This window comes from Streptococcus suis (genome assembly GCF_002964045.1).
Lineage (GTDB): Bacteria > Bacillota > Bacilli > Lactobacillales > Streptococcaceae > Streptococcus > Streptococcus suis_U.
In genome coordinates, this window is record NZ_POPB01000315.1 from 1 (window position 1) to 25,508 (window position 25,508).

Below are 25,508 nucleotides of genomic sequence, written 5' to 3' on the forward strand. Positions count from 1 at the left end.
AAGAAGGCCTTTTTATTTTGTCCAGATGAGGTGGTTTAAGCACCAAAACAGCTATTTTTCCCTAAAAACAGTAAAAAAGACAAACACCAAAACGATGTTTGTCTGCAATCTGAGACTATCGTTATGATAGTTTTTTTATATTATACTTTTTTCATTTTCTAACTTATACTAATAGTAACATTATTTGGAGGTGCCTTATGGCTATTTATCAGAATATTACGCAACTAGTTGGAAAAACTCCGATTATCAAACTGAACAATATTGTTCCTAAAGGAGCTGCTGAGGTCTATGTCAAATTGGAAGCTTTCAACCCAGGTTCTTCTGTCAAAGACCGTATCGCCTTGGCTATGATTGAAGATGCTGAAAAGGCTGGTACAATCAAACCTGGAGATACCATTGTCGAGCCAACCAGCGGAAATACTGGTATCGGTCTTGCTTGGGTCGGGGCAGCAAAAGGCTATAAAGTGATTATCGTTATGCCTGAAACCATGAGCATTGAGCGTCGTAAAATCATCCAAGCCTATGGAGCTGAGCTTGTCTTAACTCCTGGTAGCGAGGGAATGAAGGGGGCTATTGCCAAGGCAAAAGAGATTGCGGAAGAAAAAAATGGCTGGGTACCATTCCAGTTTGCTAATCCATCCAATCCAAAAGTTCACGAAGATACAACAGGACAGGAAATTTTGGAAGATTTTGGGGCAACTGGTCTGGATGCCTTTGTATCTGGTGTTGGTACTGGTGGAACTGTTTCAGGTGTTTCGCATGTATTAAAAGCTGCAAACCCAAACATCGCCATCTATGCCGTAGAAGCTGATGAATCGGCAGTCCTATCTGGTGAAGCACCTGGTCCACACAAGATTCAAGGAATTTCAGCTGGTTTCATTCCTGATACGCTGGATACAGCAGCCTATGATGGCATTATTCGTGTTAAATCAGATGATGCTTTAGCAACAGGTCGAGCAATTGGTGAACAGGAAGGTTTCCTTGTGGGTATTTCATCTGGAGCAGCAATTCACGCAGCTATTGAAGTTGCGAAGGAATTGGGAGCCGGTAAAAAAGTATTGGCTATTTTAGCAGATAACGGTGAACGGTACTTGTCTACTGCCCTCTACGAATTTGATAATTAAAAATTTAGTTTGCTCTTTCTATCAAAATTATTAAATCAATCATTTTGTTATCGCATTTTGAATCGTCTCATAGTTAGATTTTTTCTGGCTAACTTCGAGAGGTGGCCGTATATAAAAAGATGATAAAAACAATCATATCATAAGTATTGTAATCCCTTCATAGTTTTCAGTGAAAAACAAAAATTTCAGTGAAAACTATGAAGGGAGTTTTACTATGTCCAAAAGAATTCCAAAGTTTGTCTCTGAGAATCTAGAAATTGTTTTCAATCACTCGGAAAAAGTGAAATCACTTAGTTGTTAGTTAAGAGCACCGACCATCTTAATTGATCGGGAAGTCTCAAGGTGTGACAGAAAAATATGGAATTTCTAGTCATTATGTTTTCAGAGCATGGATAAATAGTTGTACTATTGATAAAGATATTGAAAACTACTAGTAGAGGAATGAGTCGCATGAAAAAAGGATGTAAGACAACATTTGAAAAACATGTTAAGATTGTCAACCACTCCCTTGCTCATGAGAAAGACTATCAAATAGCTGTCGAACGATTACCGACAAGCATATTCTCATATACGGATGATTGGAAGGAAATGACTCACAAAGACTAATAAATCGGTGCGGAGAGGGAATGGAAAACAATCCGCATCTCACTGAGGCTGAAGAATCCCAGCTCAATATCAAGCAACTGGAATAACAAAATCATAGTTTAGAATAGAGGTAGGATTTCTAAAAAAGTATAACTCCATCCAACAATAAAACCGTCGCCGAGACTAGACAGATTCTTAGATAAGACCAAGATCCATCCAGCCAAATAAAAAACCTGACTCCTCTATAGTTCAGGAATCAGGTACTTAATATCTTTCATTTTTTCATTGTCTACTAGAAAGGGAACTGTTCAAAATATTTAATGATTTTTTCGAGAGAAGGTTGACTAAAAAATTATAACAAACCAGCAAACGATGGTTTGAACAAAGGCAACTTATCTATAACAACAGAAACTGATCAGTAGCTAACCAATACCGTCTATGCTGAGATGCTAACACGAACTATGTAAGGTACGGTAGACTGTTCCCACCATCTAGAACGTTAATTGTCACTCACTACTCTAGATAAAGGGCCAAAAACTTTCCTCATTTACTCCATGAGCTCCAAAAGCGGGAATGGTTTTATATCAGTTAAAATCCTTACTCAAGAATGTCGAGAACTAGCCAACAGCACATTTACTGATTACTTGTTTCTGTTTGTGTACTAGTTCCGACAATTGTATCTGTAGAAATTCCCTGATTATCATTAGATTTAGTATTTATTGTACTACTTACACCACTAGGATCACTAGCAGCTGTTCCAGTAATCGCTTCTATGTCAAACGCTTCTACACCTGGACTTGCTTCTACTTCTAATAAATCGGTAAAGGCATTATAAATGTTAATCGGAGTTGGAATTCCCATTTGCGCTTCGTACACTTTAACGTTTGTTACCAAGTCTGTCGATTCTTCTAGGCCAATAGATTTTTTCAAAATGTTTTGCATATCCAATAAATGCTGACTTGGTGGTAATTGATAGTAGACCTCATTAACTAACTCATCCATACCTCTCAACTGGTAGGACTGCAAATTTCCGATTGAATCACGATAACCCAGCAAACTTGGAATTGTTGCTGTCGTTATTTCAATATTGGTTCTCATATTATTGGAAATGGCCTTCAAAATTTTCTTATATTGAGACATTCCATCCAATTGCAAGAGCTTTTTAACAATGGCTGTAATAACTTCACGTTGACGCCGTTGACGACCGATGTCTCCTTCAGGATCATCGTAACGCATCCGAGCATATACAAGAGCCTGATCACCATTCACCAATTGTTTACCTGTTGGTACAATAGCTGTATAGGCTGGCTCATACTCTGAGATGGAGATAGGGAAGCCCAGTGTGTTATTGACCTCAATCCCACCAACTGCATCGACAAGCTCTACTAGACCATCCATATTAATTTCGATATAGCGGTCAATATTGACATCCATCATTTTCTCAATGGTTGCGATTGCCATTGGAGCTTGTCCATAGCTATAGGAATGATTTAATTTCTCAATTGTTCCACTGGATTCCCCGTTCGCCTCCGCAATTTCAACCATAATGTCTCGCGTCAAGCTCATCATAGTGGTTTCTTTTGTCTGCGGATTTACCGTGACCAAGATCATTGAATCACTACGTCCTTCTTTCCAATCACCTCCACGAGTTGCCTGGTCCATATCCACACCCATCAAAAGTATGGTCAATGGTTCTGTTGCATCGATTGGTTTCACTTCGTCTTCACCATCAAGCTGTTTAAAGGTTTTTGAAATAATATCCGTAGAGAAATTCAATAAACTCGCACCATAGATCAAGCCAGCTCCAAGCGTCAATCCTACAATTGCCAAAGCCATTAAAACTATTTTTTTTCCAATTGTCATACTTCACCGATCAGCCTGCCCATATAGTAAAGGTCAAGCCATTCTCCTTCATCTGTTCTAGCTCCTCTTACTTGAGTACCTTCAATTCTAAAACCAAGTTTCTGGTATAAATGGACTGCTGCTTGATTGCGGACCTGAACCGTCAATTCCAATCGTTTCAAGACATCCATTTCTTCTGCCCAATGAATCACTTCATCTAGCAAAATAGTGCCAATTCCATGCCCCCAATAAGCTTTTTTAACCGCAATGAAAATATTTCCAATATGACTAATCCGAAACTGCTTAGAGGACTTAACAGAGATGGCACCAATCACTTCTGAACCAACTTTGGCCAGCAGGCACAGTTCACCAGGATTTTCAATACTCGCTTCAAAAATCCTTTCCATTTCTTCGGGACTAAAGCGAAATCCTGTCTCATCCATAACCAGATAGTCCGTTTCTCTAGCCACTTGATTCATAAAATCAATAAAGGCTACCGCATCGGCTGGTTCAGCCTCGCTGAAATATATTTCCTTTTTAGACATTTTGAATTTCCTCTGCTAAGACTAGACTAGTCAGGCCATGAGCTTCAAATGTCAGACGACGACCGTCACCCTCTTTTTCAATCCGAATGAGCAAATAGTCATCCAAAAGACTAGCATCCAACAATTCGCCCCATTCGATAACCGTCACACCACCACCATAGAGAAAATCATCCAGATCAATGGAATCTGGGTCATCACCAATCCGATAAACATCCAAATGATAGAGTGGCATGCGCCCCTCATACTCTCGTACAATCGTATAGGTTGGACTTTTTATCATCTGGTCAATTTCTAAGCCTTTAGCCAATCCTTTGGTCAGGGTCGTTTTGCCAGCTCCTAAATCACCTGATAAGACTAGTACCTGGTTAACTTTACAAGCCTTGCCTATTCGCTTACCAATGGCAATCAATTCATTTTCATTATGACTATACATGTCTATCATTATACCATAGCCATCTAGCTTTGTCATAGGTCTACTGGAATTTGTAGACAAATCGATAGAAAAAATCGCAAGCCAGAGCCTGCGATTTTGTTTATTCTACGCTGAAAAGATATGGGTAGACTGGTTGATTTCCTTGATGAATTTCGACCTCGACATCTTCAAATTGTTCTTCTAGCTGTTCAGCAAGAGTTTGAGCCAATTCTTCATCACCATCTTCACCGATATAAATCGTCACGATTTCGCTGTCTTCATCGAGCATTTTCTCAAATGTAGCAACAAGCGTCTCCATCATATCTGGATTAGAAACCACAATCTTGCCATCAACCATACCAAGGTTGTCATTTTCATGGATTTCAAGACCATCGATGGTTGTGTCACGGACTGCAGTTGTCACGCTACCGCTTTTCACCTCTGCAAGAGATGCCGTCATAGCCTCAAAGTTACTTTCCAAATCACGACTTGGATCAAAGGCAAGCAAGCTAGTGAAACCTTGTGGTAGAGTCTTGGTTTCCACAACCTTAACTGCAACTTCCGCAACTTCTGCTGCAGTCTGAGCCGCCATCAAGATGTTCTTGTTATTTGGCAACAAAATGACATTGCGGGCATTGACCAATTCAATAGCATTGACAAAATCTTCTGTTGATGGGTTCATGGTCTGACCACCTGAGATCACATAGTCAACGCCTTGTGATTTGAAGATTTCTGTCAATCCCTCGCCTGCCGCAACAGCAATAATGCCGTATTCTTTTTGCTCAGCTGGTTTTTGGAAAGCTTCTTCTTTCTCAACCTGCGCTTCATGTTGCTCACGCATGTTGTCCACTTTTACCTTGACCAAGCTACCATATTGAAGACCTGCCTGCATGACCAAACCTGGATCTTCTGTATGGACATGGACTTTAACGATTTCATCATCGTTGACAACTAGGAGAGAATCCCCAAGGTCATTCAGATAGTTGCGGAATTCTTCATAATCAAAGTCCTTCACATAAGTAGGGCCTTGACGAAGAGCTACCATGATTTCTGTACAGTAACCATAGGTAATATCCTCAGTCGCTACATGACCTGCAACTGACTTGTGGTGCTCAGCATTGATCATCTCAGACATAACAGCTGGAGTTGCTTCAAAATCCTCTGACGCAATGTACTCACCTGTCAAAGCTGACAAGAAGCCTTCGTAGATGTAGACCAGACCCTGGCCACCCGAATCAACAACCCCAACCTCTTTCAAGACTGGAAGCATCTCAGGTGTTTTCTTGAGGGCACGATTGGCACCTTCAAGTGTCGCACGCATTACTTCCACAGCATCATCAGTTTCTTCTGCTTTTTTCAAAGCGGCAGTGGCTGCCCCACGAGAAACCGTCAAGATGGTTCCTTCAACTGGCTTCATAACGGCCTTATAAGCCACTTCCACACCATGTTGGAAGGCTTGTGCCAAGTCTTTACCATCCAATTCAACCTTGCCTTTGACAGATTGACCAAAACCTCGGAACAATTGTGAGGTAATAACGCCAGAGTTTCCACGAGCACCCATAAGCAAACCTTTTGACAAGATTTGAGCAGCTTCACCAACTGTATTTGCTGGCTTATCTGCCACTTCTTTGGCACCATTTGTAATGGTCATGCCCATGTTAGTTCCAGTATCGCCATCTGGTACCGGGAAGACGTTCAAAGAGTTTACATATTCAGCTTGTTTATTCAGACGAGTAGATGCTGCCTGCACCATTTCTTGAAATAAACTTGTTGTAATTTTAGACACAATTATTCTCCTACGACTTTAATATTTTGGATAAAAACATTAACGGCATCAACAGAGATACCCAATTGATTTTCCAAGTTGAACTTCACTCGTTCTTGGATATTGCGAGATACTTCACTGATTTTCACACCGTAACTCATAACAGTGTAAACGTCGACTGCAATGCGACCATCTTCCAAGGTCTTAATGACAACACCCTTAGAATAATTTTCTTTGCGCAAAAGTGCCTGAAAATTATCCTTAATCGCAGACTTACTAGCCATACCGACAACACCGAAAATCTCAGTCGTAGCACCACCGACAACTGTGGCAATCACTTCATCAGTCAATTCAATCTGGCCGTCTTTTGTATTGATTTTTACAGTCATAATTCCTTACCTCAAATAGTTTTATCACTCCATTTTACCACATTTTCCAGATTCTGTAAAAAACAAGCTTGTGACAGCTGAAAGGGACAGAAAAAGAGTTCCCGAAGGAACTCAAAATTTTTGTTTACCCTAAACGTTGTTTTGCATCTGCAGCACGTTGGAAAGCCTGACCAACGTAGTTGATACAAAGCATCATAACAAGGATAAAGATAGCCGCTGGCAACCAAATCCAAGTCTTGTTTTCCAAAATGTCTGCGTTACGAGCATTTGAAATCAAAGTACCCAAACTTGGAACTGTTGATGGAAGACCGAATCCTAAATAAGTCAACGAAGTTTCGATACCGATGTTACCGGCAAAATTGAGGGTCAAGTTGACAATAATCAAAGAACTCAAGTTTGGCAAAATCTCACGGAACATAATCATAAAGTCGCTTGTTCCAAGTGTTTTGGATGCATTGACATAATCCAAGCTTGCCTCTGACAAGGTTCTTGTACGGAAGAGACGGGCCTTGGCTGTCCAATAAAAGGCACTCATAATCAAAATAAAGTGATAGATGGTGTAGTTTTTAATTACTGTTACAAAAACAATAATAAGCATGGTTACTGGCAAAATCATAATGAAATCTACAATTCGCATCAAGAAACCGTCTAAACGACCACCATAATAACCTGAGATTAGACCAACTGAGATACCAACAATACTAGTAATAATAGTAATGGTAAAACCAATAATAATCGAATTACGGGCACCGATAATCAACTGGCCAAAGATATCTTTACCACCTTCATCGGTTCCTAAGATATAACCATCAACTCCTGGTTCCAAATAACGCCCTAAAAGATTGACTTTCATCACTTGTTCTTGATCTAAAATCAATGCTCCAATGAAAACACCTAAAAGAACTGTTACCAAGATAATCAATGAAGTCAAAGCCAGCTTATCCTTCATAAATTCTCGTGCAATGACACGAAAACCACCTGGAGGAGTTGAAGCTGATTGTACTTGTTTTTTATTTTCTTTACTCACCTTACTCCTCCTTCTATTTCACACGGATACGTGGATCTACAATACTCATGATAATATCTGAAATCAAAGTTCCCAACAAAGTTCCCATACCAAAGATTAACAAGAGGGCCAAGATGACACTGTAATCACGGCTTGAGATAGAGTTGAAGAACAATTGACCAATACCAGGATAGGTAAAGATATTTTCGATAAAAATAGATCCACCAATCAAACCTGTCAATTCGTAACCCAAGAATGATGCAATAGGCAAAATAGAGTTACGGAAAATGTGACGGTTGTATACCACGCGTTCCGGCACACCTTTAGCACGAGCTGTACGGACATAGTCCTGGCTCTTGGCATCAATAATACCTGTACGAAGATATTGGATAGTAACTGTTGTTGACAAAATCGCCATCGTAATCGCCGGCAAAATCATATGATGGAGACGACTTAATATAGCTGCAAATCCTTCTACCCCACCACCGATAGAGCCACGTGTTGGGAACCATCCTAAACTAAAACCAAATAACCAGAGCATCAAAATTGCAAATACAAAAGTTGGAGTTGAGAAAGTCAAGAAATTATAAACACCAATGATTTTATCAGCAAGTGAATTTTGATAACGACCCGCAATCATACCTAAAGGAAGGGCAATAGCATAGGTCAAAATCATGGTAAGCAATGATAACCAAATTGTGTTATTCAAACGCTGCATAATCACATCGATAACTGGTTGTTTAAAGAGGAAACTTTGTCCAAAATCACCCTGCAGGAGATTTCCCACCCAGCGGAAATATTGAATAGGTATTGGATCGTAGTATCCAGCTGCAATCCGTTTTTGTTCAATAATTGCAGGGTCAATATTTGGGTCAATCATACCGGTAAATGGATCACCAGGCATCATTTTTGCAACAAAGAATGCAATGACACTCAGAATGATAATCTGAGGAATCATCATGAGTAAACGTCGTAATACTGTTTTCCACATCTTAGTTCTTACCTCCTTCTGGAAGGGCTACTTGATGAGTTGCTGAAAAAGCTTTCAAATCGTACACACGACCGTTTTCATCATAGTACTGACCTTGTTTTTCTTGGTACTCCTTTTCTGCAGCCAAACGCTTCTCTTTATTTTTCAAGCGATTCACTGGATCAATGGACGGAATAGCTGATAGGAGACGTTTGGTGTAGATATGCTGGGGATTATTATAAATATCGTTTTTATTTCCCGTTTCTACAAAACGACCACGATACATGATGAACAACTCATCACACATGTGTTGTACCACACCAAGGTCATGGGAAATAAATAGATAACTGAGTTTGAACTCATCCTGGATACGTTTCATGTAGTTCAAGACCTGCGCTTGAACAGACAAGTCTAAGGCAGAAACAGGCTCATCGGCAATAATCAAACGAGGATTACTTGCCAAGGCACGTGCCACGCCTATACGCTGACGCTGACCACCAGAAAACTCATGCGGATATTTAATTAAAGCTTCTTCATTTAGACCAATCGTATCCAATAATTGAAGAACCTTTTTCTTTTCCTCATCTGGAGACAGACGGTCAAAGTTACGAATAGGCTCTGCAATAATGTCTAAAATACGCTTTTTAGGGTTGAAACTAGAAAGTGAATCTTGGAAAATCATCTGCACATCGCGGTTAAAGTTTCCTTTTTTACCACGTGATTTATTGGTTACATTTTGCCCTTCATAGATGATTTGTCCCGAAGTAGCACGTTCCAAACCAATAATTGCCTTACCGATTGTTGATTTACCTGAACCTGATTCACCAACCAAGCCATAGGTCTTACCTTCTTCAATTTCAATATTTACACCATCTACAGCGTAGACATGGTCTGTGACACGGTTAAAGAAGCCACTACGAATTGGATAATGGACTTTTAAATCTTTTACTTCAATAAATCCCACTATTAGGCCTCCCCTTCAAAATAGAATGTCTCATGACATGTACAACGCACAAAATGGTCAGGACCAATCTCATGCATCACTGGATTTTCTTCATGAGCTGCTGCATCAATCCACGGAATACGTGGTGCAAAACGACAACCCTTACGCAACATCTTCGTAATTGGCGGTACAATTCCATCAATTACGTGCAATTCGCCACCTTCACTACCAGATTGTGGATTTGACTTCAAGAGTGAACGAGTATATGGATGTTTTGGATTGGTAAAGAGTTCCTCAACGGGAGCTACTTCGACAAACTGACCACCATACATAACTGCTACACGGTCTGCCGTTTCTGCTACTACACCCAAATCGTGGGTAATCAAGATAATACCTGAACCTGTTTCAGCCTGAATATCATTCAAAAGGTCCAAAATCTGTGCCTGAATGGTAACGTCCAAGGCTGTAGTTGGCTCATCCGCAATAATAATCGGTGGTTTACAAGAAAGAGCCATCGCAATAATAATACGCTGACGCATACCACCTGAAAGTTCATGTGGATACTGCTTAAAGGTACGCTTAGGATTCGGAATACCTACTTGAGCCAACAATTCCAAAACACGCTCCGTACGGGCATTGGCATCCAAGTCTGTATGGTAGAATAAGGCCTCGTCAATCTGTGCACCAATGGTCATCAATGGATTTAAAGAAGCCAAGGGATCCTGGAAAATCATACCAATATCGTTACCACGTACTGTGTTATACTTGGCTTCATCCATTCCAATCAATTCCATATCATTGTACTGGATGCTGCCTGTAATTTTAGTATTCAATGGATTGTGCAAACCCATAATAGTTGTTGCCAACGTTGACTTACCACAGCCAGATTCCCCAACAATTGCTAAAATTTCATTCTTTTGTAAGGAAATATCAACACCATCGACTGCATCAAAATAGTCATCTCCGATGCGGAATCCAACGTGTAAATCCTTAATGTCTAAAAGCGGTTTTTCAGTAGCCACGCTTTTTCCTCCTTTGTTCGTCAGCTATCCCAACTTCATTCATCGTTCGAGTCAAGTACCTTTCGGTATGTGGAAAGTGACCTTTTTAAATCTTCTTTAACAAACCTACCAAGTCCATATAGAGTTTGATAACGTTTACTAAACATTCAAAAATAATATATATCATTTTTGTGTACTGGTTCTACTATACCATAATTATCTGAAAATTCCAATAGCAATCTGAAAAAAGCCAACCAAGTTGGCTTTTTCAGATTCTATTGTTATCTGCTAATATTATTCTGCAGCTACACCTTTGTCAGCAGTCAATTCGATATTTTCAAGAGCAATACCCTTACCTGAAGCTGAACCATAGTTTGAATCATAGTTTTTCACGCGTTTGTTAAGCGCAGTAATTGACTCAGACTCAAATGTTGGAATCGCAAATGCTTGCTCATGAGCGTATTGTTGCCATGCTTTGTAGTTTTTGATGTTTGTTTCTTCATCGAATGAATCGGTAGAGCTAATAGCATCCAACAATTTTGTATTTTCTTCAGATACGAAACGTGACATGTTGAAGGCAGCGATAGGACCCCAAGTACCTGTTGGGTTTGGATCGTAACCAGTAGACCAGCCACCAGCATACATATCGATAGCAGGATCGTTCGCTTGAAGTGCATCGTAGAATGAGTTGATTTCAACTGTACGACCTGTGTACAATTCAACGTTCAAGCCGACTTCTTTCCACCAAGCAATGTACTGTTGTACAAGGGCTTCGTTAGCTTCAGTACGTTTACGAGCTGCAAAGGTAATCTTGAATTCTTTACCATCTTTGCCTTCACGGATTCCATCGCCATCTACATCTTTATAGCCAGCTTCGTCCAAGAGTTTCTTAGCTTTTTCTGGATCGTATGTGTATCCTTCCAATTCAGAATCATGGATATCACCGAAGAATGAGATGATCAATGAGTTAGCTGGGTGGTAAAGACCATTGTACAATGACTCGCCTGCTGTCTTGGTATCAATAGCATAGGCAATCGCTTGACGAAGATTCACATCATTCATCTTAGCATTCTCATCCATAACGTTCTTGCCAGCAGCTTCGTCATATTTACCAAGGTTGAATGAAATATATTCGTAAACTGAATCCAAAGATCCAACGATGTTCAAGTTAGAAGCATCTTTGTATGAATCCAATTGATCAACAGGCATATCTGCGATATCGTAGTTACCAGCCTTCATTTCAGAAACGATAGTATCAGGAGATACGATATCAATCTTCAATGAACTTGTTTTTGGCGTTGTACCTTTGAAGAAGTATTCGTTTGGTACGTAAGTGATAGACTCACCGTTTACGATTTCCTTGATTTTCCAAGGTCCCATACCAACAAGTTTAGCTGTACGTGAGTACTCGCTCTTTTCCCAATCTGCAACAGGAATGTCTTTATAGATATGTTCTGGTTGGATATAGGCAGGTACATCACCACCGGCATACATCATAGAAGGTGACATTTCTTTCACAGTCAATTCTACTGTGTAGTCGTCAACTTTCTTAATACCAGAGATGTCTGACGCTTTTCCGTCAACAAATTCCTGCATACCTTCAATGTTCAAGAATTTGTCATCAAAACGGACACCAGTATAGTCTTTGCTTGCCATTGACTTGATAGTGAAAATGTAGTCATTGATAGTAAATGGCTGACCATCAGACCACTTGTAGTCTTTACCAGTCAAGCTAACAGTGATTTTCTTGCCTTCTACATCAAACTCAGCTTTTGCAAGACCTGAATCATCCAACTTACGATCTCCATCGTAACCGAACATTGAAATATCAACCATTCCACCAAATGTTGAATCGATTGTATTTTCAGTCAATTCGTCAATCAAGAGACCAGATGAAGTTGTAGCTGACACCAACGCGTATTTCAATTGTGCGTCCGCAACAGCTGAACCATCTTGTTTCACTTCTGACGGGAATGATAATTCTTGTTTTTGTGAGCTAGAAGATGACTTAGAGCCACAAGCTGCCAAAACAGATGCAGATAAAAGAGTAATACCTGCTAGAGCAAAGAGTTTTGTTGTCTTTTTCATAAAACACCTCTGTTTTTCTTTTTCTATGACACATAATCTTATGTCGTTATGAAACTTATTATATCATAAAATTTTCTTAAATAAAGTCTTTTTGTCAGAAAATTTTGTAAAAACATAAATTTTCATTATTTTCTATTTTTTTGCAATTCTTTTCCTTATTTTTCTTAGATTTCTTGTGTTATAATGGGATAGATTAAATTCAGAAGGAATCTTTATGCGCAAAATTATACTACTTTTATTTACATTTTTCTCACTAACCTTTGGGATTCGCCCTGTATTGGCTGATGATTTTTCTGTGGCTGCCAAGCATGCTATTGCTATCGAAGTAAATTCTGGAAAAATTCTTTATGAACAAGATTCCGAAACAAAAGCAAGTGTCGCATCAATCAGCAAACTCCTCAGTGCCTACTTAGTCTATGAAGCAATAGGAAAAGGCGAGATCACTCTTGATACTATGGTAGACATTTCTGACTATCCCTACAGTCTCACAACAAACACGGAACTCAGTAATGTAAATTTAGATGCAAGATCGTATTCTGTGCGCGACCTATTAAATGCCTCTCTCATCAATTCTTCAAACAGTGCAATGATTGCCTTAGCTGAAAAAATTGCTGGGAGTGAAGCTGCATTTGTCGATCGTATGAAGACAAAGGTCGAAGAGTGGGGAATAAAAGATGTTAAAATTGTCAATGTCTCCGGTCTTGATAACTCCGATCTGGGTGAAAACATCTATCCAGGATCCAGTCCAGAGGATGTAAACATGTTTTCAGCCCTTGACGTTGCAATCATTGCCAGACGATTAATCCTCGACTTTCCACAGGTACTAGATATTACCTCTCTAAATGCCTATGATTTTGGTGGTATAACCTATTACAACACCAACCAAATGTTAAGCGAAGGCACCCATGCTCGCGGTGGTGTTGATGGACTAAAAACTGGAACGTCTGATTCAGCTGGATCAAGTTTTGTTGCGACAACAAACCAAGCCGGTATGAGAATTATTACCGTGGTGCTGAATGCCACAGATGGTCTGACCTCACCTGATAACCGTTTTGTCGAAACAAATAATCTTATGAATTATGTTTATGCAAATTTCTCCGTTCAACCTTTAGTAAAACAGGGTGAAGTGTTTGAAAATAGTCATATAAAGGTTTTCAATGGTGAAAAAGAAAGTGCTCCAGTAGTTGCTGCTGCCGACCTCTATGTCGTTAAGCGAAACCAAACAGACAAAACCGTCACTGCTACTTTTACGAGTGAACTGACAGAGATTGATGCACCGTTAACAGCTGGAACCTACATCGGTAAACTGCAATTGAATGACCAAGATTTAATCGGAAAAGGTTATATCGAGGATCAAGCCTCGGTAGACATGGTATTAGCCAACGATATGAAGGAAGCTGCTTGGCCCATCTCCTGGTGGAACCAATTTGTCCGCTTTGTCAACGAAAAATTATAAAAATAGTATGCCGAAAATCATTCGGCATACTATTTTTATACGATTACAAAGAAGAGCGACTCCCGTCGCTCTCTATTTCCAACGAGCGTTGGTATTTTAATGTAGAGTAGCATTCGCTACTCCCTATCTCCCACCTCGGTTGGAGAGTAAGTTGGTGAGAGTTCCTACCGGACTCCTTATTACATATCGTTTTCTTACAGAAATCGACGAGCGTGGAAGGTAACAATTCCATTTGTCAATTTATAAAGAAGAGCGACTTCCGTCGCTCCTTATCTCCAACCTCGGTTGGAGAGAGTTTCTGCGAAACTCCTTATTACATATCGCTTCCTTACAGGAAGCGACGCCAGTAGGATAAAAATAGTCTCCCAGACTATTTTTATCCTACTGACCCCTCCATTTCATATGCAATCAGTCTGTTGAGTTCGACTGCGTATTCCATTGGGAGTTCTTTTGTGAATGGTTCGACAAAGCCCATGACAATCATCTCTGTAGCTTCGGACTCGGATAGGCCACGACTCATGAGGTAGTAGAGCTGTTCTTCGGAGATTTTTGATACTTTGGCTTCGTGTTCGAGGGCCACTTGTGAGTTGTGGATTTCATTGAATGGGATGGTATCTGATTTGGAGATATCATCCATAATAATGGTGTCACACTCGATGTGGCTGATTGACTTGGCTGATTTTTTAGCAAAGGTTACTTGGCCACGGTAGTTGACTTCTCCACCGCCACGGGCAATGGATTTGGATACAATTGAGGACGATGTCCGTGGTGCATTGTGAATCATCTTAGCACCGGTATCTTGGACTTGTCCTTTATTGGCAAAAGCTATTGACAACATGGTACCACGAGCACCTTCACCTTCCAAGTATACCGCAGGGTATTTCATAGTCGTCTTGGCTCCAAGGTTTCCGTCAATCCACTCAACTGTGGCATTTTTCTCAGCACGGGCACGCTTGGTTACTAGGTTATAAACGTTATCTGACCAGTTTTGAATAGTGGTATAACGCATGTAGGCACCTTCGTGGGCAATGATTTCCACAATAGCTGCGTGGAGGCTGGCCGTTGAGTAGGTCGGTGCTGTACAGCCTTCTACATAGTGAACACTTGCCCCTTCATCTACGATGATAAGGGTGCGTTCAAACTGACCTGTTCCTTCGTTGTTGATACGGAAGTAGGTTTGCAACGGAATATCCAACTTAACACCTTTTGGTACGTAGATAAAGGTGCCACCTGACCAAACCGCTGAGTTGAGGGCAGCCAGTTTGTTATCTGACGGCGGAACAAGTTTTCCAAAGTATTTTTTGAAGAGTTCTGGATGTTCCTTGAGAGCCGTGTCGGTATCTGTAAAGATAATGCCGTGCTTGTCGTACTCTTCTTTCATATTGTGGTAGACTACTTCTGATTCGTACTGGGCAGAAGCTCCTGCCAGGTAGGCACGCTCAGCTTCTGGAATACCGATGCGTTCAAAGGTTTCTTTGATTTTGTCTGGCACATCGTCCCAGCTCCGTGCTGGTTTATCTGACGGTTTTTGATAGTAAACAATATCATCAAAATCCAGTTCAGACAGGTCTGCTCCCCAAGTCTGCATCGGCATTTTCTTGAAGGTTTCATAGGATTTCAAACGGAATTCCAACATCCATTCAGGCTCGCCTTTGATACGGGACATTTCACGAATGACTTCTTCGCTCAAGCCCTTACCAGTCGAAGCCACCAGTTCCACGTTTTCATCATGGAAACCGAATTTGTATTCCCCAAGGTCAATCGGGGTTGGTTCAATTCTTTCTTCTGACATAATATAAGATACTAAGCCCAAAAAGTATGAAAATAGCAGTTACGCTTTCTTCAAAGCTTGCTGGGCCTGTTCAATTCCAATCAGAAACTGAACAATCCTTTCTGTATGATTTTCATTTTTTGTTTATTTATAGTCTTTTAGTTTACTTTTAGTACTAGGCAACGAGCTGCAGACAGTACTGGAGTACGGCAAAGCGAGTTAACGAAGTAATAAAAGAAAAACTAAATGACTATATTGATGCTCAGTTAGCACTCTCACTTCGTTCGATTGCTTTCTTCAGGGCATTCCACGGTAATGTGGCACATTTGATGCGTTGAGGAAATTTGGCGACACCTGCAAGGAGAGAGGCGTCCCCTAGTTCCTTCTGGCGTGGGTCTTCTTGGCCTTGGACCATTTGTGAGAAGATTTCTGCTAGTTCTTGAATCTGACTGATTTCTTTGCCAAGCACTGCTTCAGTCATCATGGATGCCGAGGCGGTTGAAATGGTACACCCAACTCCGTCAAAAGCAATATCGGTAATCACATCATTTTCAATCTTGACTGATAGTTCAATCACATCGCCACAGGTTGGGTTGTGGAGCTCTAACTTTTCCACTCCGTCCAAGCTCCCGCGGTGACGAGGCGACTTGGAGTGTTCAGACACAACTGCCATATAAAGAGAATCTAATCTAGATAGGGCCATTGAAAAACTCCTTTGTCTTGATGATTGCCTCGACCAACTTATCACAGTCAGCCTTGGTATTGTAAATGTAAAAACTTGCTCGTACAGTAGCAGGCACCTGCAAATATCTGAGAAGCGGTTGGGCACAATGGTGGCCTGCCCGCACAGCAACACCTTCATAGTCCAGAGCAGTTGCTACATCGTGTGGATGCAAGTCGTCCAAGTTAAAGGCAATAACTCCCGTCCGCTTGGACAGGTCCTGACTACCATAAATGGTCAAGCCTGGAATAGCCTGCAATTTTGGAAAGACATAGTCAACCAGCTCTGCCTCGTGGGCCTGGATAGCGTCCATACCAATTTCGGTCAGGTAATCAATGGCTGCTCCCAGACCAATGGCACCTGCAATATTGGGCGTTCCTGCCTCAAACTTCCAAGGCAATTCCTTCCAAGTGGCTGACTGCTCATAGACAAAGTCAATCATCTCACCGCCGAATTCAACTGGCGACATGAGATTGAGCAATTCTTCCTTGCCGTAGAGAACGCCAATTCCTGTCGGTCCTAACATTTTATGACCCGAAAAGGCATAGAAATCCACGTCTAATTCTTGCACGTTGACGGCCATGTGGGGAACTGACTGTGCTCCGTCCACCACCAAGTAGGCACCGACTTGATGCACCAGCTCTGCTATTTCCCCAATAGGAACCACGCCACCTAGGACATTGGATACGTGAGCTAGAGAGACGAACTTGGTCTTTTCGGAGAGCATGGACTTGAGGCTGTCCACATCCAACTCGCCATCTTTTAGGGTTACATAGCGGAGCTTGGCACCTGTTTGCTGACAGGCTTGCTGCCAAGGGATGATATTGGAGTGGTGCTCTTGCACCGAGATAATCACTTCCTGGTCTGGCTGGAGAACTTCCTTAGCAAACCGGGACACCCAGTTGAGACTGGTGGTCGTTCCTCTGGTGAAGAGGATTTCCTTGCTAGACTTGGCCTGGATAAAATCAGCCACCTTCTGCCGAGCCGCCTCATAGCGAGCCGTTGCCCGTTCCGAAAGGGTGTGAACGCCACGGTGAACATTGGCATTGTCCTTCTGGTAATAATCCGCCAGCACATCTAGTACCTGCTGCGGTTTTTGAGTGGTCGCCGCATTGTCCAAATAGACCAGCGGCTCATCGTTAACAACTTGGTCTAAGATTGAAAAATCCTTGCGAATGCGTTCCAAATCCATATCTTATCTCTTTGTTAGTTTTTCTTCAATGACGGCAATCAGTTGGTCACGGACTTCCTTAACAGGAATTTCTGTGATAACAGATCCTAGGAAACCTCGAATAACCAGCCGCTCAGCAGTTGCTCGGTCTAGGCCACGACTCATAAGGTAGTACATGTCTTCTGGAGCCACCTGACCGATTGAGGCTGCGTGTCCAGCTGTGACCTCATTCTCATCGATAAGGAGAATTGGGTTAGCATCTGAGCGAGCCTTGTCAGACAGCATGAGGACACGGCTTTCCTGCTGGGCATCCGCACCTTTAGCACCACGAACAATGTGTCCGATACCATTAAACGTCAAGGTTCCACTTTCTAAGATAACCCCATGTTGCAGGATGTGACCAACCGAATTATGTCCATAGTTGGTCACGCGCGTATCCACACCTTGGACCTGACGACCTGATGACAGTCCGACAACCTTGAGGTTGGCATGGCTGCCGTTTCCTTTCAATTCGCTGTCCAAATCGGCAACCACATTTCCTTCGTTGAGCAGACCAATCGCCCAGTCAATCGTTGCATCGTTTCCGAGATAGCCGCGACGGTTGAGGTAGGTATCCAAATGCTTGCCAAGGCGGTCAATAGCCGCAAACTTGATTTGGCTACCAGCAAGGGCGATTACTTCCACGACAATATTGGCTGAAGTTGCAACTGCTCCATCTCCCAAACTTTCAAAACGCTCTAGGTAATTAAGCTTGGCATTTTTTTCAGCGATGATGAGGACGCGTTTGTTAAAGGCAACTGGACTAGTGCTGTCTTGGTAGAAAAGGGCCTCAACGGGCTGGTCGATTTCAACATTATCTGGTACGTAGAGGACCGCTGTTGCGTTAAAATAAGCTGTGTTGTAGGCTGCTAATTTGTGCTCGTCGTAGGCTACGGCAGCGCCGATGTATTTTTCAAGCACATCTGGAATGATGTCCATAGCCGATGCGAAGTCTGTAAAGACCACACCTTTTTCTACTAGGTCAACCGGCAACTGCTCTAGAACCGTTTGGCTGCCAACCTGTACCAACATAGGATTGTCACCGATAGCAGTAAAATCTGGAACAGCCCCGATTTCATCATTTGTGGCTAGGCTTCCGTCACCCAAATTCCAACGATGAAACTTGACCCGCTCGATAACCGGCAAGTCCAGCTCTGCTATTTTGTCAAAAGCCTTAAGACGCAGGTCTGTCAACCAAGTTGGTTCTGCCTGCAAGGCTGAAAATTCTTGAATCTTTTCTTTGGTCATAGCTTCCTCCAAAGACTTAAATGTCATCTTCTTTGTAGTCGATGCCAAGCTCAGCTGCAACTTGGACATAACCTTCTTTTTCCAAGCGTTGTGCCAATTCTGGTCCGCCTGAAAGCACGACACGACCTTCCATCATGACATGGACAACATCAGGAGTGATATAGTTGAGCAAGCGTTGGTAGTGGGTGATAATCATGGCACCAAAGCCTTCACCACGCATAGCATTAATTCCTTTTGACACGACTTTAAGGGCATCGATGTCCAAACCTGAGTCAATCTCATCAAGAAGGGCAAAAGTTGGTTCCAACATGAGTAATTGCAGAATCTCATTGCGTTTTTTCTCACCACCTGAGAAACCTTCGTTGAGGTAACGCTCTGCCATTTCCTCCTTCATGTTGAGGAGTTCCATTTTTTCATCCAACTTAGTAATGAAGTCACGGACAGAAATCTTGTCTTCATCTTCCTTACCAGCATTCATAGCGGCACGGAGGAACTCTGCATTAGTAATACCTGGAATTTCTGACGGGTATTGCATAGCCAAGAAAAGACCCATACGGGCACGTTCATCGACTTCTAATTCCAAGATGTTGACACCGTCAAAGAGAACTTCCCCTTGGGTCACTTCGTAGCTTGGATTGCCCATGATGGCTGCTGAAAGGGTGGATTTTCCTGTTCCGTTCGGTCCCATGATGGCTGCAATTTCACCTGTTTTAAGGGTCAAGTTGACGCCTTTTAAGATTTCTTTGCCTTCGATTTCCACATGAAGGTCTTTGATTTCTAATACTGACATGTCGGTCTCCTTTATTTATTATCTTTTTCATTATATCAAAAAAAGAGCCTGACGGCTCTTATCTTGTTTAGAAAGATTCTTATTTTCTTTTTTTTGAATGGCGACAAATAGCCCGCTTTTCTTTTAAACTAGCAATCGATTCTTGCCGGTAACTGCTATTACCAATGAAGCGAAGGACATTTAACAATGGGGTACGATTTTCACCAAAAATACCAATCAATTCACATAAGACTTCCACACCAAGTCCCATGGTTAACACCAAGAGAACTCCACCTACACGACTGGAAACATTGAGCAGGAGAGATGTCAGGGAGAATATGAAGGAAATGGCGTAAATAACCAAGACCGTTCCTCTATGTGTCAATCCTAAGGATAACAAACGGTGGTGGAGGTGCATCCGATCCGCTTCAGAAATCTTTTGACCAGATAACTTCCGACGAATAATGGCCATAACCGTATCTGTAATCGGAACTCCAAGGATAATCATTGGAGTTACCACTGCCACAGCCGTAGAATTTTTCAAGCCTTGAAGAGATAAAACACCGATCATAAAGCCAATAAACAGGGCACCGGTATCACCTAGATAGATAATGGCTGGATTATAATTATAAGGTAGAAAGCCTATAATAGCTGCTACCAGAATAAAAATAGTCAAGGTCAAAAAGATATTGCTATCATGTAGGAAAAAGTAGGAAACAATTCCCATGGTCGTCAAGGAAATAATAGACACCCCTGAAACCAGACCATCTAAGCCGTCAATCAAATTAACAGCATTTGTAATGGCAACAATCCACAGAACAGTTAGAAAAAAGGAAAGCCAAGTCGGAAAGATAATAAAGGGTCCACCAAATGGAATCTTAAAACTATCAAAATGAAATTCCGTAAAAAACCAAATGACGGAAGCGGCAATGACAATACCAAGCATTTTGGGAGCCGGAGTCAATTCCTTCACATCATCGATGAAACCAGTAACGACAATAATCGTTGAGGCTACCACGAGTGGCAAAATGTAGTCAAAATAAGTCCCGTGAAAATTTACATGGGTCACAATACCTGGCAGGAACCATAAGGCAGCTAAGGTAAAGGCAATAAAAATGGCGAGCCCACCTGCCGATGGCATAGGTACTTTATTGATACGACGAGCATTGGGATTATCCACTGCTCTGACTTTAAAGGATAGAAAACGTACCAAGGGAGTTGCAATCGCTGAAATGACCATGGTCGTAATAATGACCATGATATATTTTAATGCGAAAGGAATCATTACACAGAAACCTTTCTAAGCTCGTCTATGGCGGCAATTGGCACAAGCACATGCCCATGTTCCTGAAGATATGGTCGCGTTAGTTTACTATCGTTTGTAAACTCCAACATCCTAGATAATAAATATTCTGGATAACGCTTTGAACGATGCTCCGTATTGATCAAAACAGTCATATAATAGCGCTTGTCCAATTTATATAGTTCTGACTCTTCTATTGAATAGTCAATCGTACGAACAAAAGTTAAGACCTCTTCAAAATCATCAAATTCTAAAATATAGTAAATATAGCGTTCCTGAACTTCTTCTTCCGCCTCTTCTGCTTCTTCAACTTCTTCTAAATGACGGATAGAAGCACTATCAGCAGAACTTTTCTCACGAACTGTTTGCTCCAAACTCTTGAAAAATTCATCTGGACTCATGCTAGAAATATCTCCAAAATCCGACAAATCTGTAAACTCATCAAAATTCAAATTTTGATCCAAATCAGACTTGGTCACAAAAATGTCAACGCGATCTGGTTTTGGAGTCACACGAAAACTAAGCATTCCACTTTCACGGAAAGTCAATGGTAATTCTAATTCATCTAGAACTGTATAGAAAAATTCCTCTGTTTTTTCTTGAGGAATCAAAAAATCCGCAAGCTCCATCCCTCTTTCTTCTAAATCGTCTAATTTAATAGTGATTTTCAAAGTTGAATCACTAATTTGTTTTACTTTCATATAATACCTCTTACAATGAAACGTTTTCTAAGAACCTGAACTGTGAATCCAGTTTCTAAATTTTACCATTCATTTTCAATTCACATACATATCTCTTTCCATTATACTAAATGACAGCTTGAAAGACAAAAGAAAAGCAGGTTACCCTGCTCTTAGAACAAAAAAGTTACAAAGGAGTAGACTAGCAAAATCGCTCCCAAAATAATCCGGTAATAACCAAAGATTGTGAAATCATTTTTCTTAACAAAGTCCGTCAAGAAGCGAATAACGACCAGAGAAACGAGATAGGCTGTTAAACTTGCTGCTAGTAAAATGAAAATCTGATCCAGGGTCAAACTATTTCCATCCAAGAAATACTTAACTGCCTTTAAGCCACTGTAACCAAACATAGTTGGGATTCCAAGGAAGAAAGTAAAATCAGCTGCAACAGTACGGCTAGTACCTAAAATGATCGCTCCTAGGATAGTTGCCCCAGATCGACTCGTACCAGGAACGATACTTAAGACCTGGAAGCAACCAATCAAAAAAGCAGTCTTGTAAGACATCTTGTTCAGGTCAGTCACCTGTGGTGCCACATCTCTATTTCGATTCTCAATCCAGATAAAGGCAATACCATAGACAATTAAGGCAATCGCAATCGGTACCATAAAGTTAAAATGTGCTTCAAACCAACTGTCCAAAGGTACAGCGATAATAATGGAAGGAATACAAGCGATGACAACCTTTGCCCAGAGTTGCCAAGTTAATTGCACTTCTCTCTTAGTTTTACCAGGCTGAAAGGGATTCAACTTATTGAAATAAATAGTCATAACTGCTAGGATTGCCCCCAATTGAATGACAATATTAAACATTTCAACAAAACTTGCGCTTTGATTGAGTTTTACAAATTCTTGCACTAGAATCAAATGTCCCGTTGAAGAAACCGGCAACCATTCCGTTACCCCCTCAATAATTCCTAAGAATATGGCTTTCAACAATTCTAAAAACATAAAAAGCTCCTTTTTATCAATTCTCACTATTATACCATAAAAAATAACAAAATGATAGTTCAAGGATATTGAAATTTGTCAGAATTTTTAATAAAATGGTGTAATACTATTTAATAAGGAGTCATTATGAAACATAAACTTAGTATCTTTCTGCTAAGTCTTCTTGCCGTCTTTTCCATGGTAACAGGCGTAAAAGCAGATGAATACCTCCGGGTTGGTATGGAGGCTGCTTACGCACCTTTCAACTGGACCCAGGAGGATGACAGCAACGGTGCTGTTCCTATTGAAGGAACCAACCAGTACGCCAACGGTTATGACGTTCAAGTTGCTAAGAAAATTGCTGAAGCATTGGACAAAGAACTACTGGTTGTCAAAACCAAATGGGAAGGTCTAGTCCCTGCCTTAACCTCTGGAAAAATCGATATGATTATTGCGGGCATGAGCCCAACTGAAGAACGTAAAAAGGAAATTGCATTCTCAGATAGCTACTACACTTCCATACCTACTCTGGTTGTTCGTTCTGATAGTCAGTATGCAAACGCAACTAGTCTTGCTGACTTTTCCGGAGCAAAAATTACCGCCCAACAAGGTGTCTACCTTTATGATTTGATTGATCAAATTCAAGGAGCCAACAAGCAGACAGCCATGGGAGACTTTTCTCAGATTCGTCAAGCCTTAGAATCAGGTATCATTGATGCCTATGTTTCTGAACGTCCAGAAGCTCGTACTGCAGAAGCTGCCAACTCCGTCTTTAAAATGGTTGAGCTAACTGAAGGATTTGAAACCAATGCCGAAGACGTGACTATTGCAGTTGGCATGCGAAAAGACGATACTCGAATCACTCAAGTCAACGAAGTCCTCGCAGGATTTTCTGAAGAAGATCAAATTGCCCTCATGGATAATATGATTGAAAATCAACCTGTCGAAGAAGCTAGCGAAGGAGAAACACCTAATTTCTTCGTTCAAGTTTGGAATATTCTTGTCAACAACTGGCAACAATTACTTCGAGGAACAGGTATGACCTTGCTCATTTCCATCCTTGGAACAATTATTGGTACTGCTATTGGTCTCCTTATCGGAGTCTTCCGTACCGCTCCAAAAGCAGCCAACAAGGCTCTTGCAATCGGTCAAAAAGTTATCGGTTGGTTCATCAACATCTATATCGAAATTTTCCGTGGTACTCCAATGATTGTACAATCCATGGTTATCTACTACGGTACTGCCCAAGCTTTTGGCCTCAACCTTGACCGTACCCTTGCTGCCATCTTCATCGTATCCATCAATACTGGTGCTTACATGAGTGAGATTGTTCGCGGTGGTATCTTCGCCGTTGATAAGGGACAATTTGAAGCCGCAACAGCTCTTGGATTTACCCACAACCAAACCATGCGCAAGATTGTCTTGCCACAGGTTATTCGTAACATCCTTCCAGCAACTGGTAACGAGTTTGTCATTAACATCAAGGATACATCTGTATTGAACGTTATCTCCGTCGTAGAATTATACTTCTCAGGAAATACTGTGGCAACACAAACCTACCAATATTTCCAAACCTTTACTGTCATTGCTATCATTTACTTTATCTTGACCTTCACTGTGACCCGCATCTTGCGTGCAGTTGAAAAACGCTTTGACACAGACACCTACACAACCGGTGCCAACCAAATGCAAATCGAGGTGCCTCATGACTAACAACATCATACTTGAAATTAAAAATCTAAAGAAATCCTATGGGCAAAACCAGGTCCTTAAGGATATTTCTATCAATGTCGAAAAAGGTGAAGTCATTTCCATTATCGGATCCTCTGGTTCTGGAAAATCTACCTTCCTTCGTTCAATCAACCTTTTGGAAACTCCAACCGAAGGCAAAATCCTCTATCACGGCCAAGATGTCTTGGCCAAAGGCTATGATTTAACAACCTATCGTGAAAAATTGGGTATGGTTTTCCAATCCTTCAACCTCTTTAACAACCTTAATGTCTTGGAAAATGCTATTGTAGCACAAACGACTGTATTAAAACGCGATCGTGCAGAAGCTGAAAAAATCGCCAAAGAAAACCTCAACAAGGTCGGTATGACTGAGCAATACTGGCAAGCCAAACCAAGCCAACTGTCTGGCGGACAAAAACAACGGGTCGCCATTGCTCGTGCACTTTCCGTAGACCCAGAAGTCATTCTCTTTGACGAGCCAACCTCTGCTCTTGACCCTGAAATGGTCGGCGAGGTGCTCAAAACCATGCAGGATTTGGCAAAATCTGGCTTGACTATGATTATCGTTACGCATGAAATGGAATTTGCCCGTGATGTTTCAGACCGTGTCATCTTTATGGATAAGGGTGTCATTGCCGAAGAAGGTAGTCCACAGCAAATCTTTGAAAATCCCCAGGAAGAACGGACTCGCGAATTCCTCCAACGTTTCCTTGGATAACCTTTCAATCCTTTATTCAAATTCAAACTTATCAGCCTTTTTAACTGGTAAGTTTTTTTGTATTGTCTTTTAGTTTACTTTTGTACTAGGTAACGAGCCGCAGGCATAACTCAATGCTTTCTTATTTCTAGGTGACCAGCTGATGTACTTCGCTTTTTTTCAGGCTCAGGTATGAATAGTCCACTGGACTATTCATATCCCCTGACTGTTTGAATCCACTCCACCGGACTATTCGTATCCCC

23 protein-coding genes are annotated in these 25,508 nt (G+C 41.3%); 5 read left to right on the forward strand and 18 right to left on the reverse strand.

The genetic code is table 11. The features are described 5' to 3' along the window. The first annotated feature begins 197 nt into the window (after positions 1 to 197). Positions 198 to 1,124 (forward strand): cysteine synthase A, encoded by a 927-nt coding sequence (gene cysK, locus C1E99_RS05215; RefSeq protein ID WP_105106482.1) that lies wholly within the window; start codon positions 198 to 200, stop codon positions 1,122 to 1,124. Between the two features lie 450 nt (positions 1,125 to 1,574). Continuing rightward, complete coding sequence (locus C1E99_RS14665; RefSeq protein ID WP_161943136.1) at positions 1,575 to 1,730, forward strand: hypothetical protein; 156 nt, start codon at positions 1,575 to 1,577, stop codon at positions 1,728 to 1,730. Positions 1,731 to 2,342: 612 nt separating this feature from the next. On the opposite strand, the gene C1E99_RS05220 is transcribed toward C1E99_RS14665, so the two are convergent. The 10 genes from C1E99_RS05220 to C1E99_RS05265 form a co-directional block, all read right to left on the reverse strand. Continuing rightward, the gene (locus tag C1E99_RS05220; RefSeq protein ID WP_105106483.1) at positions 2,343 to 3,572 is read right to left on the reverse strand and encodes an LCP family protein; all 1,230 of its coding nucleotides are present in this window, start codon (positions 3,570 to 3,572) and stop codon (positions 2,343 to 2,345) included. Next, positions 3,569 to 4,096, reverse strand: a complete 528-nt coding sequence (locus C1E99_RS05225) for a GNAT family N-acetyltransferase (RefSeq protein WP_105106484.1) — start codon at positions 4,094 to 4,096, stop codon at positions 3,569 to 3,571. The genes C1E99_RS05220 and C1E99_RS05225 overlap by 4 nt, the downstream gene beginning before the upstream one ends. Next, positions 4,089 to 4,529 carry a tRNA (adenosine(37)-N6)-threonylcarbamoyltransferase complex ATPase subunit type 1 TsaE gene (tsaE, locus tag C1E99_RS05230; RefSeq protein WP_105206858.1) on the reverse strand — a complete coding sequence of 147 codons (441 nt, stop codon included), beginning with the start codon at positions 4,527 to 4,529 and terminating at the stop codon, positions 4,089 to 4,091. The genes C1E99_RS05225 and tsaE overlap by 8 nt, the downstream gene beginning before the upstream one ends. A gap of 100 nt (positions 4,530 to 4,629) precedes the next feature. Next, positions 4,630 to 6,294, reverse strand: a complete 1,665-nt coding sequence (locus C1E99_RS05235; protein WP_105206827.1) for a DAK2 domain-containing protein — start codon at positions 6,292 to 6,294, stop codon at positions 4,630 to 4,632. A gap of 2 nt (positions 6,295 to 6,296) precedes the next feature. After that, positions 6,297 to 6,662: an Asp23/Gls24 family envelope stress response protein gene (locus C1E99_RS05240; protein WP_105206828.1), complete on the reverse strand. Its 366-nt coding sequence runs from the start codon at positions 6,660 to 6,662 to the stop codon at positions 6,297 to 6,299. 124 nt (positions 6,663 to 6,786) lie between these two features. Continuing rightward, the gene (locus C1E99_RS05245; RefSeq protein WP_029187387.1) at positions 6,787 to 7,689 is read right to left on the reverse strand and encodes an ABC transporter permease; all 903 of its coding nucleotides are present in this window, start codon (positions 7,687 to 7,689) and stop codon (positions 6,787 to 6,789) included. Between the two features lie 13 nt (positions 7,690 to 7,702). Continuing rightward, on the reverse strand, positions 7,703 to 8,659 hold the full coding sequence (opp4B, locus tag C1E99_RS05250) for an oligopeptide ABC transporter permease (RefSeq protein WP_105206829.1): 957 nt from the start codon (positions 8,657 to 8,659) through the stop codon (positions 7,703 to 7,705). 1 nt (position 8,660) lies between these two features. Further along, complete coding sequence (locus C1E99_RS05255) at positions 8,661 to 9,602, reverse strand: ATP-binding cassette domain-containing protein (RefSeq protein WP_029942771.1); 942 nt, start codon at positions 9,600 to 9,602, stop codon at positions 8,661 to 8,663. Positions 9,603 to 9,604: 2 nt separating this feature from the next. Beyond that, positions 9,605 to 10,603 carry an ABC transporter ATP-binding protein gene (locus C1E99_RS05260; RefSeq protein ID WP_029187384.1) on the reverse strand — a complete coding sequence of 333 codons (999 nt, stop codon included), beginning with the start codon at positions 10,601 to 10,603 and terminating at the stop codon, positions 9,605 to 9,607. Between the two features lie 273 nt (positions 10,604 to 10,876). Then, entirely contained in the window at positions 10,877 to 12,670 is a 1,794-nt protein-coding gene (locus tag C1E99_RS05265) for an oligopeptide ABC transporter substrate-binding protein (RefSeq protein WP_105206830.1), read from the reverse strand. Positions 12,671 to 12,884: 214 nt separating this feature from the next. Between C1E99_RS05265 and pbp3 the strand changes: the two genes are divergently transcribed. Then, on the forward strand, positions 12,885 to 14,126 hold the full coding sequence (gene pbp3 / locus C1E99_RS05270) for a D-alanyl-D-alanine carboxypeptidase PBP3 (protein WP_105206831.1): 1,242 nt from the start codon (positions 12,885 to 12,887) through the stop codon (positions 14,124 to 14,126). Between the two features lie 376 nt (positions 14,127 to 14,502). On the opposite strand, the gene sufB is transcribed toward pbp3, so the two are convergent. From sufB to C1E99_RS05310, 8 genes are all read right to left on the reverse strand, one after another. Next, the gene (gene sufB, locus C1E99_RS05275; RefSeq protein WP_105206859.1) at positions 14,503 to 15,918 is read right to left on the reverse strand and encodes a Fe-S cluster assembly protein SufB; all 1,416 of its coding nucleotides are present in this window, start codon (positions 15,916 to 15,918) and stop codon (positions 14,503 to 14,505) included. Positions 15,919 to 16,159: 241 nt separating this feature from the next. Next, positions 16,160 to 16,600: a Fe-S cluster assembly sulfur transfer protein SufU gene (sufU, locus tag C1E99_RS05280; RefSeq protein WP_105206832.1), complete on the reverse strand. Its 441-nt coding sequence runs from the start codon at positions 16,598 to 16,600 to the stop codon at positions 16,160 to 16,162. Beyond that, entirely contained in the window at positions 16,587 to 17,810 is a 1,224-nt protein-coding gene (locus C1E99_RS05285) for a cysteine desulfurase (protein ID WP_105206833.1), read from the reverse strand. Before C1E99_RS05285 ends, sufU begins: the two co-directional genes overlap by 14 nt. A gap of 3 nt (positions 17,811 to 17,813) precedes the next feature. Continuing rightward, complete coding sequence (gene sufD, locus C1E99_RS05290; protein WP_105206860.1) at positions 17,814 to 19,076, reverse strand: Fe-S cluster assembly protein SufD; 1,263 nt, start codon at positions 19,074 to 19,076, stop codon at positions 17,814 to 17,816. Between the two features lie 16 nt (positions 19,077 to 19,092). Continuing rightward, a complete protein-coding gene (gene sufC / locus C1E99_RS05295; protein ID WP_024376584.1) occupies positions 19,093 to 19,866 on the reverse strand; it encodes a Fe-S cluster assembly ATPase SufC in 774 nt (257 codons plus the stop codon). Positions 19,867 to 19,945: 79 nt separating this feature from the next. Continuing rightward, a complete protein-coding gene (locus C1E99_RS05300) occupies positions 19,946 to 21,130 on the reverse strand; it encodes a glycosyltransferase family 4 protein (protein WP_105206834.1) in 1,185 nt (394 codons plus the stop codon). Beyond that, entirely contained in the window at positions 21,130 to 21,849 is a 720-nt protein-coding gene (mecA, locus tag C1E99_RS05305) for an adaptor protein MecA (protein WP_105206835.1), read from the reverse strand. The genes C1E99_RS05300 and mecA overlap by 1 nt, the downstream gene beginning before the upstream one ends. Positions 21,850 to 22,001: 152 nt before the next feature. Then, entirely contained in the window at positions 22,002 to 22,838 is an 837-nt protein-coding gene (locus tag C1E99_RS05310; protein WP_105206836.1) for an undecaprenyl-diphosphate phosphatase, read from the reverse strand. 126 nt (positions 22,839 to 22,964) lie between these two features. On the opposite strand from C1E99_RS05310, the gene C1E99_RS05315 reads away from it, so the two are divergent. Both C1E99_RS05315 and C1E99_RS05320 read left to right on the forward strand, forming a co-directional pair. Then, positions 22,965 to 24,530, forward strand: a complete 1,566-nt coding sequence (locus tag C1E99_RS05315) for an ABC transporter substrate-binding protein/permease (protein WP_105206837.1) — start codon at positions 22,965 to 22,967, stop codon at positions 24,528 to 24,530. Next, on the forward strand, positions 24,523 to 25,266 hold the full coding sequence (locus C1E99_RS05320) for an amino acid ABC transporter ATP-binding protein (RefSeq protein ID WP_105206838.1): 744 nt from the start codon (positions 24,523 to 24,525) through the stop codon (positions 25,264 to 25,266). Before C1E99_RS05315 ends, C1E99_RS05320 begins: the two co-directional genes overlap by 8 nt. Positions 25,267 to 25,508 lie beyond the last annotated feature (242 nt).

Coding starts and splice junctions, on each gene's coding strand:
- cysK (WP_105106482.1), top strand. CDS start 198: ATGGCTATTTATCAGAATATTACGCAACTAGTTGGAAAAACTCCGATT.
- C1E99_RS14665 (WP_161943136.1), top strand. CDS start 1,575: ATGAAAAAAGGATGTAAGACAACATTTGAAAAACATGTTAAGATTGTC.
- C1E99_RS05220 (WP_105106483.1), bottom strand. CDS start 3,572: ATGACAATTGGAAAAAAAATAGTTTTAATGGCTTTGGCAATTGTAGGA.
- C1E99_RS05225 (WP_105106484.1), bottom strand. CDS start 4,096: ATGTCTAAAAAGGAAATATATTTCAGCGAGGCTGAACCAGCCGATGCG.
- tsaE (WP_105206858.1), bottom strand. CDS start 4,529: ATGTATAGTCATAATGAAAATGAATTGATTGCCATTGGTAAGCGAATA.
- C1E99_RS05240 (WP_105206828.1), bottom strand. CDS start 6,662: ATGACTGTAAAAATCAATACAAAAGACGGCCAGATTGAATTGACTGAT.
- opp4B (WP_105206829.1), bottom strand. CDS start 8,659: ATGTGGAAAACAGTATTACGACGTTTACTCATGATGATTCCTCAGATT.
- C1E99_RS05265 (WP_105206830.1), bottom strand. CDS start 12,670: ATGAAAAAGACAACAAAACTCTTTGCTCTAGCAGGTATTACTCTTTTA.
- pbp3 (WP_105206831.1), top strand. CDS start 12,885: ATGCGCAAAATTATACTACTTTTATTTACATTTTTCTCACTAACCTTT.
- sufB (WP_105206859.1), bottom strand. CDS start 15,918: ATGTCAGAAGAAAGAATTGAACCAACCCCGATTGACCTTGGGGAATAC.
- sufU (WP_105206832.1), bottom strand. CDS start 16,600: ATGGCCCTATCTAGATTAGATTCTCTTTATATGGCAGTTGTGTCTGAA.
- C1E99_RS05285 (WP_105206833.1), bottom strand. CDS start 17,810: ATGGATTTGGAACGCATTCGCAAGGATTTTTCAATCTTAGACCAAGTT.
- sufD (WP_105206860.1), bottom strand. CDS start 19,076: ATGACCAAAGAAAAGATTCAAGAATTTTCAGCCTTGCAGGCAGAACCA.
- sufC (WP_024376584.1), bottom strand. CDS start 19,866: ATGTCAGTATTAGAAATCAAAGACCTTCATGTGGAAATCGAAGGCAAA.
- C1E99_RS05300 (WP_105206834.1), bottom strand. CDS start 21,130: ATGATTCCTTTCGCATTAAAATATATCATGGTCATTATTACGACCATG.
- mecA (WP_105206835.1), bottom strand. CDS start 21,849: ATGAAAGTAAAACAAATTAGTGATTCAACTTTGAAAATCACTATTAAA.
- C1E99_RS05310 (WP_105206836.1), bottom strand. CDS start 22,838: ATGTTTTTAGAATTGTTGAAAGCCATATTCTTAGGAATTATTGAGGGG.
- C1E99_RS05315 (WP_105206837.1), top strand. CDS start 22,965: ATGAAACATAAACTTAGTATCTTTCTGCTAAGTCTTCTTGCCGTCTTT.
- C1E99_RS05320 (WP_105206838.1), top strand. CDS start 24,523: ATGACTAACAACATCATACTTGAAATTAAAAATCTAAAGAAATCCTAT.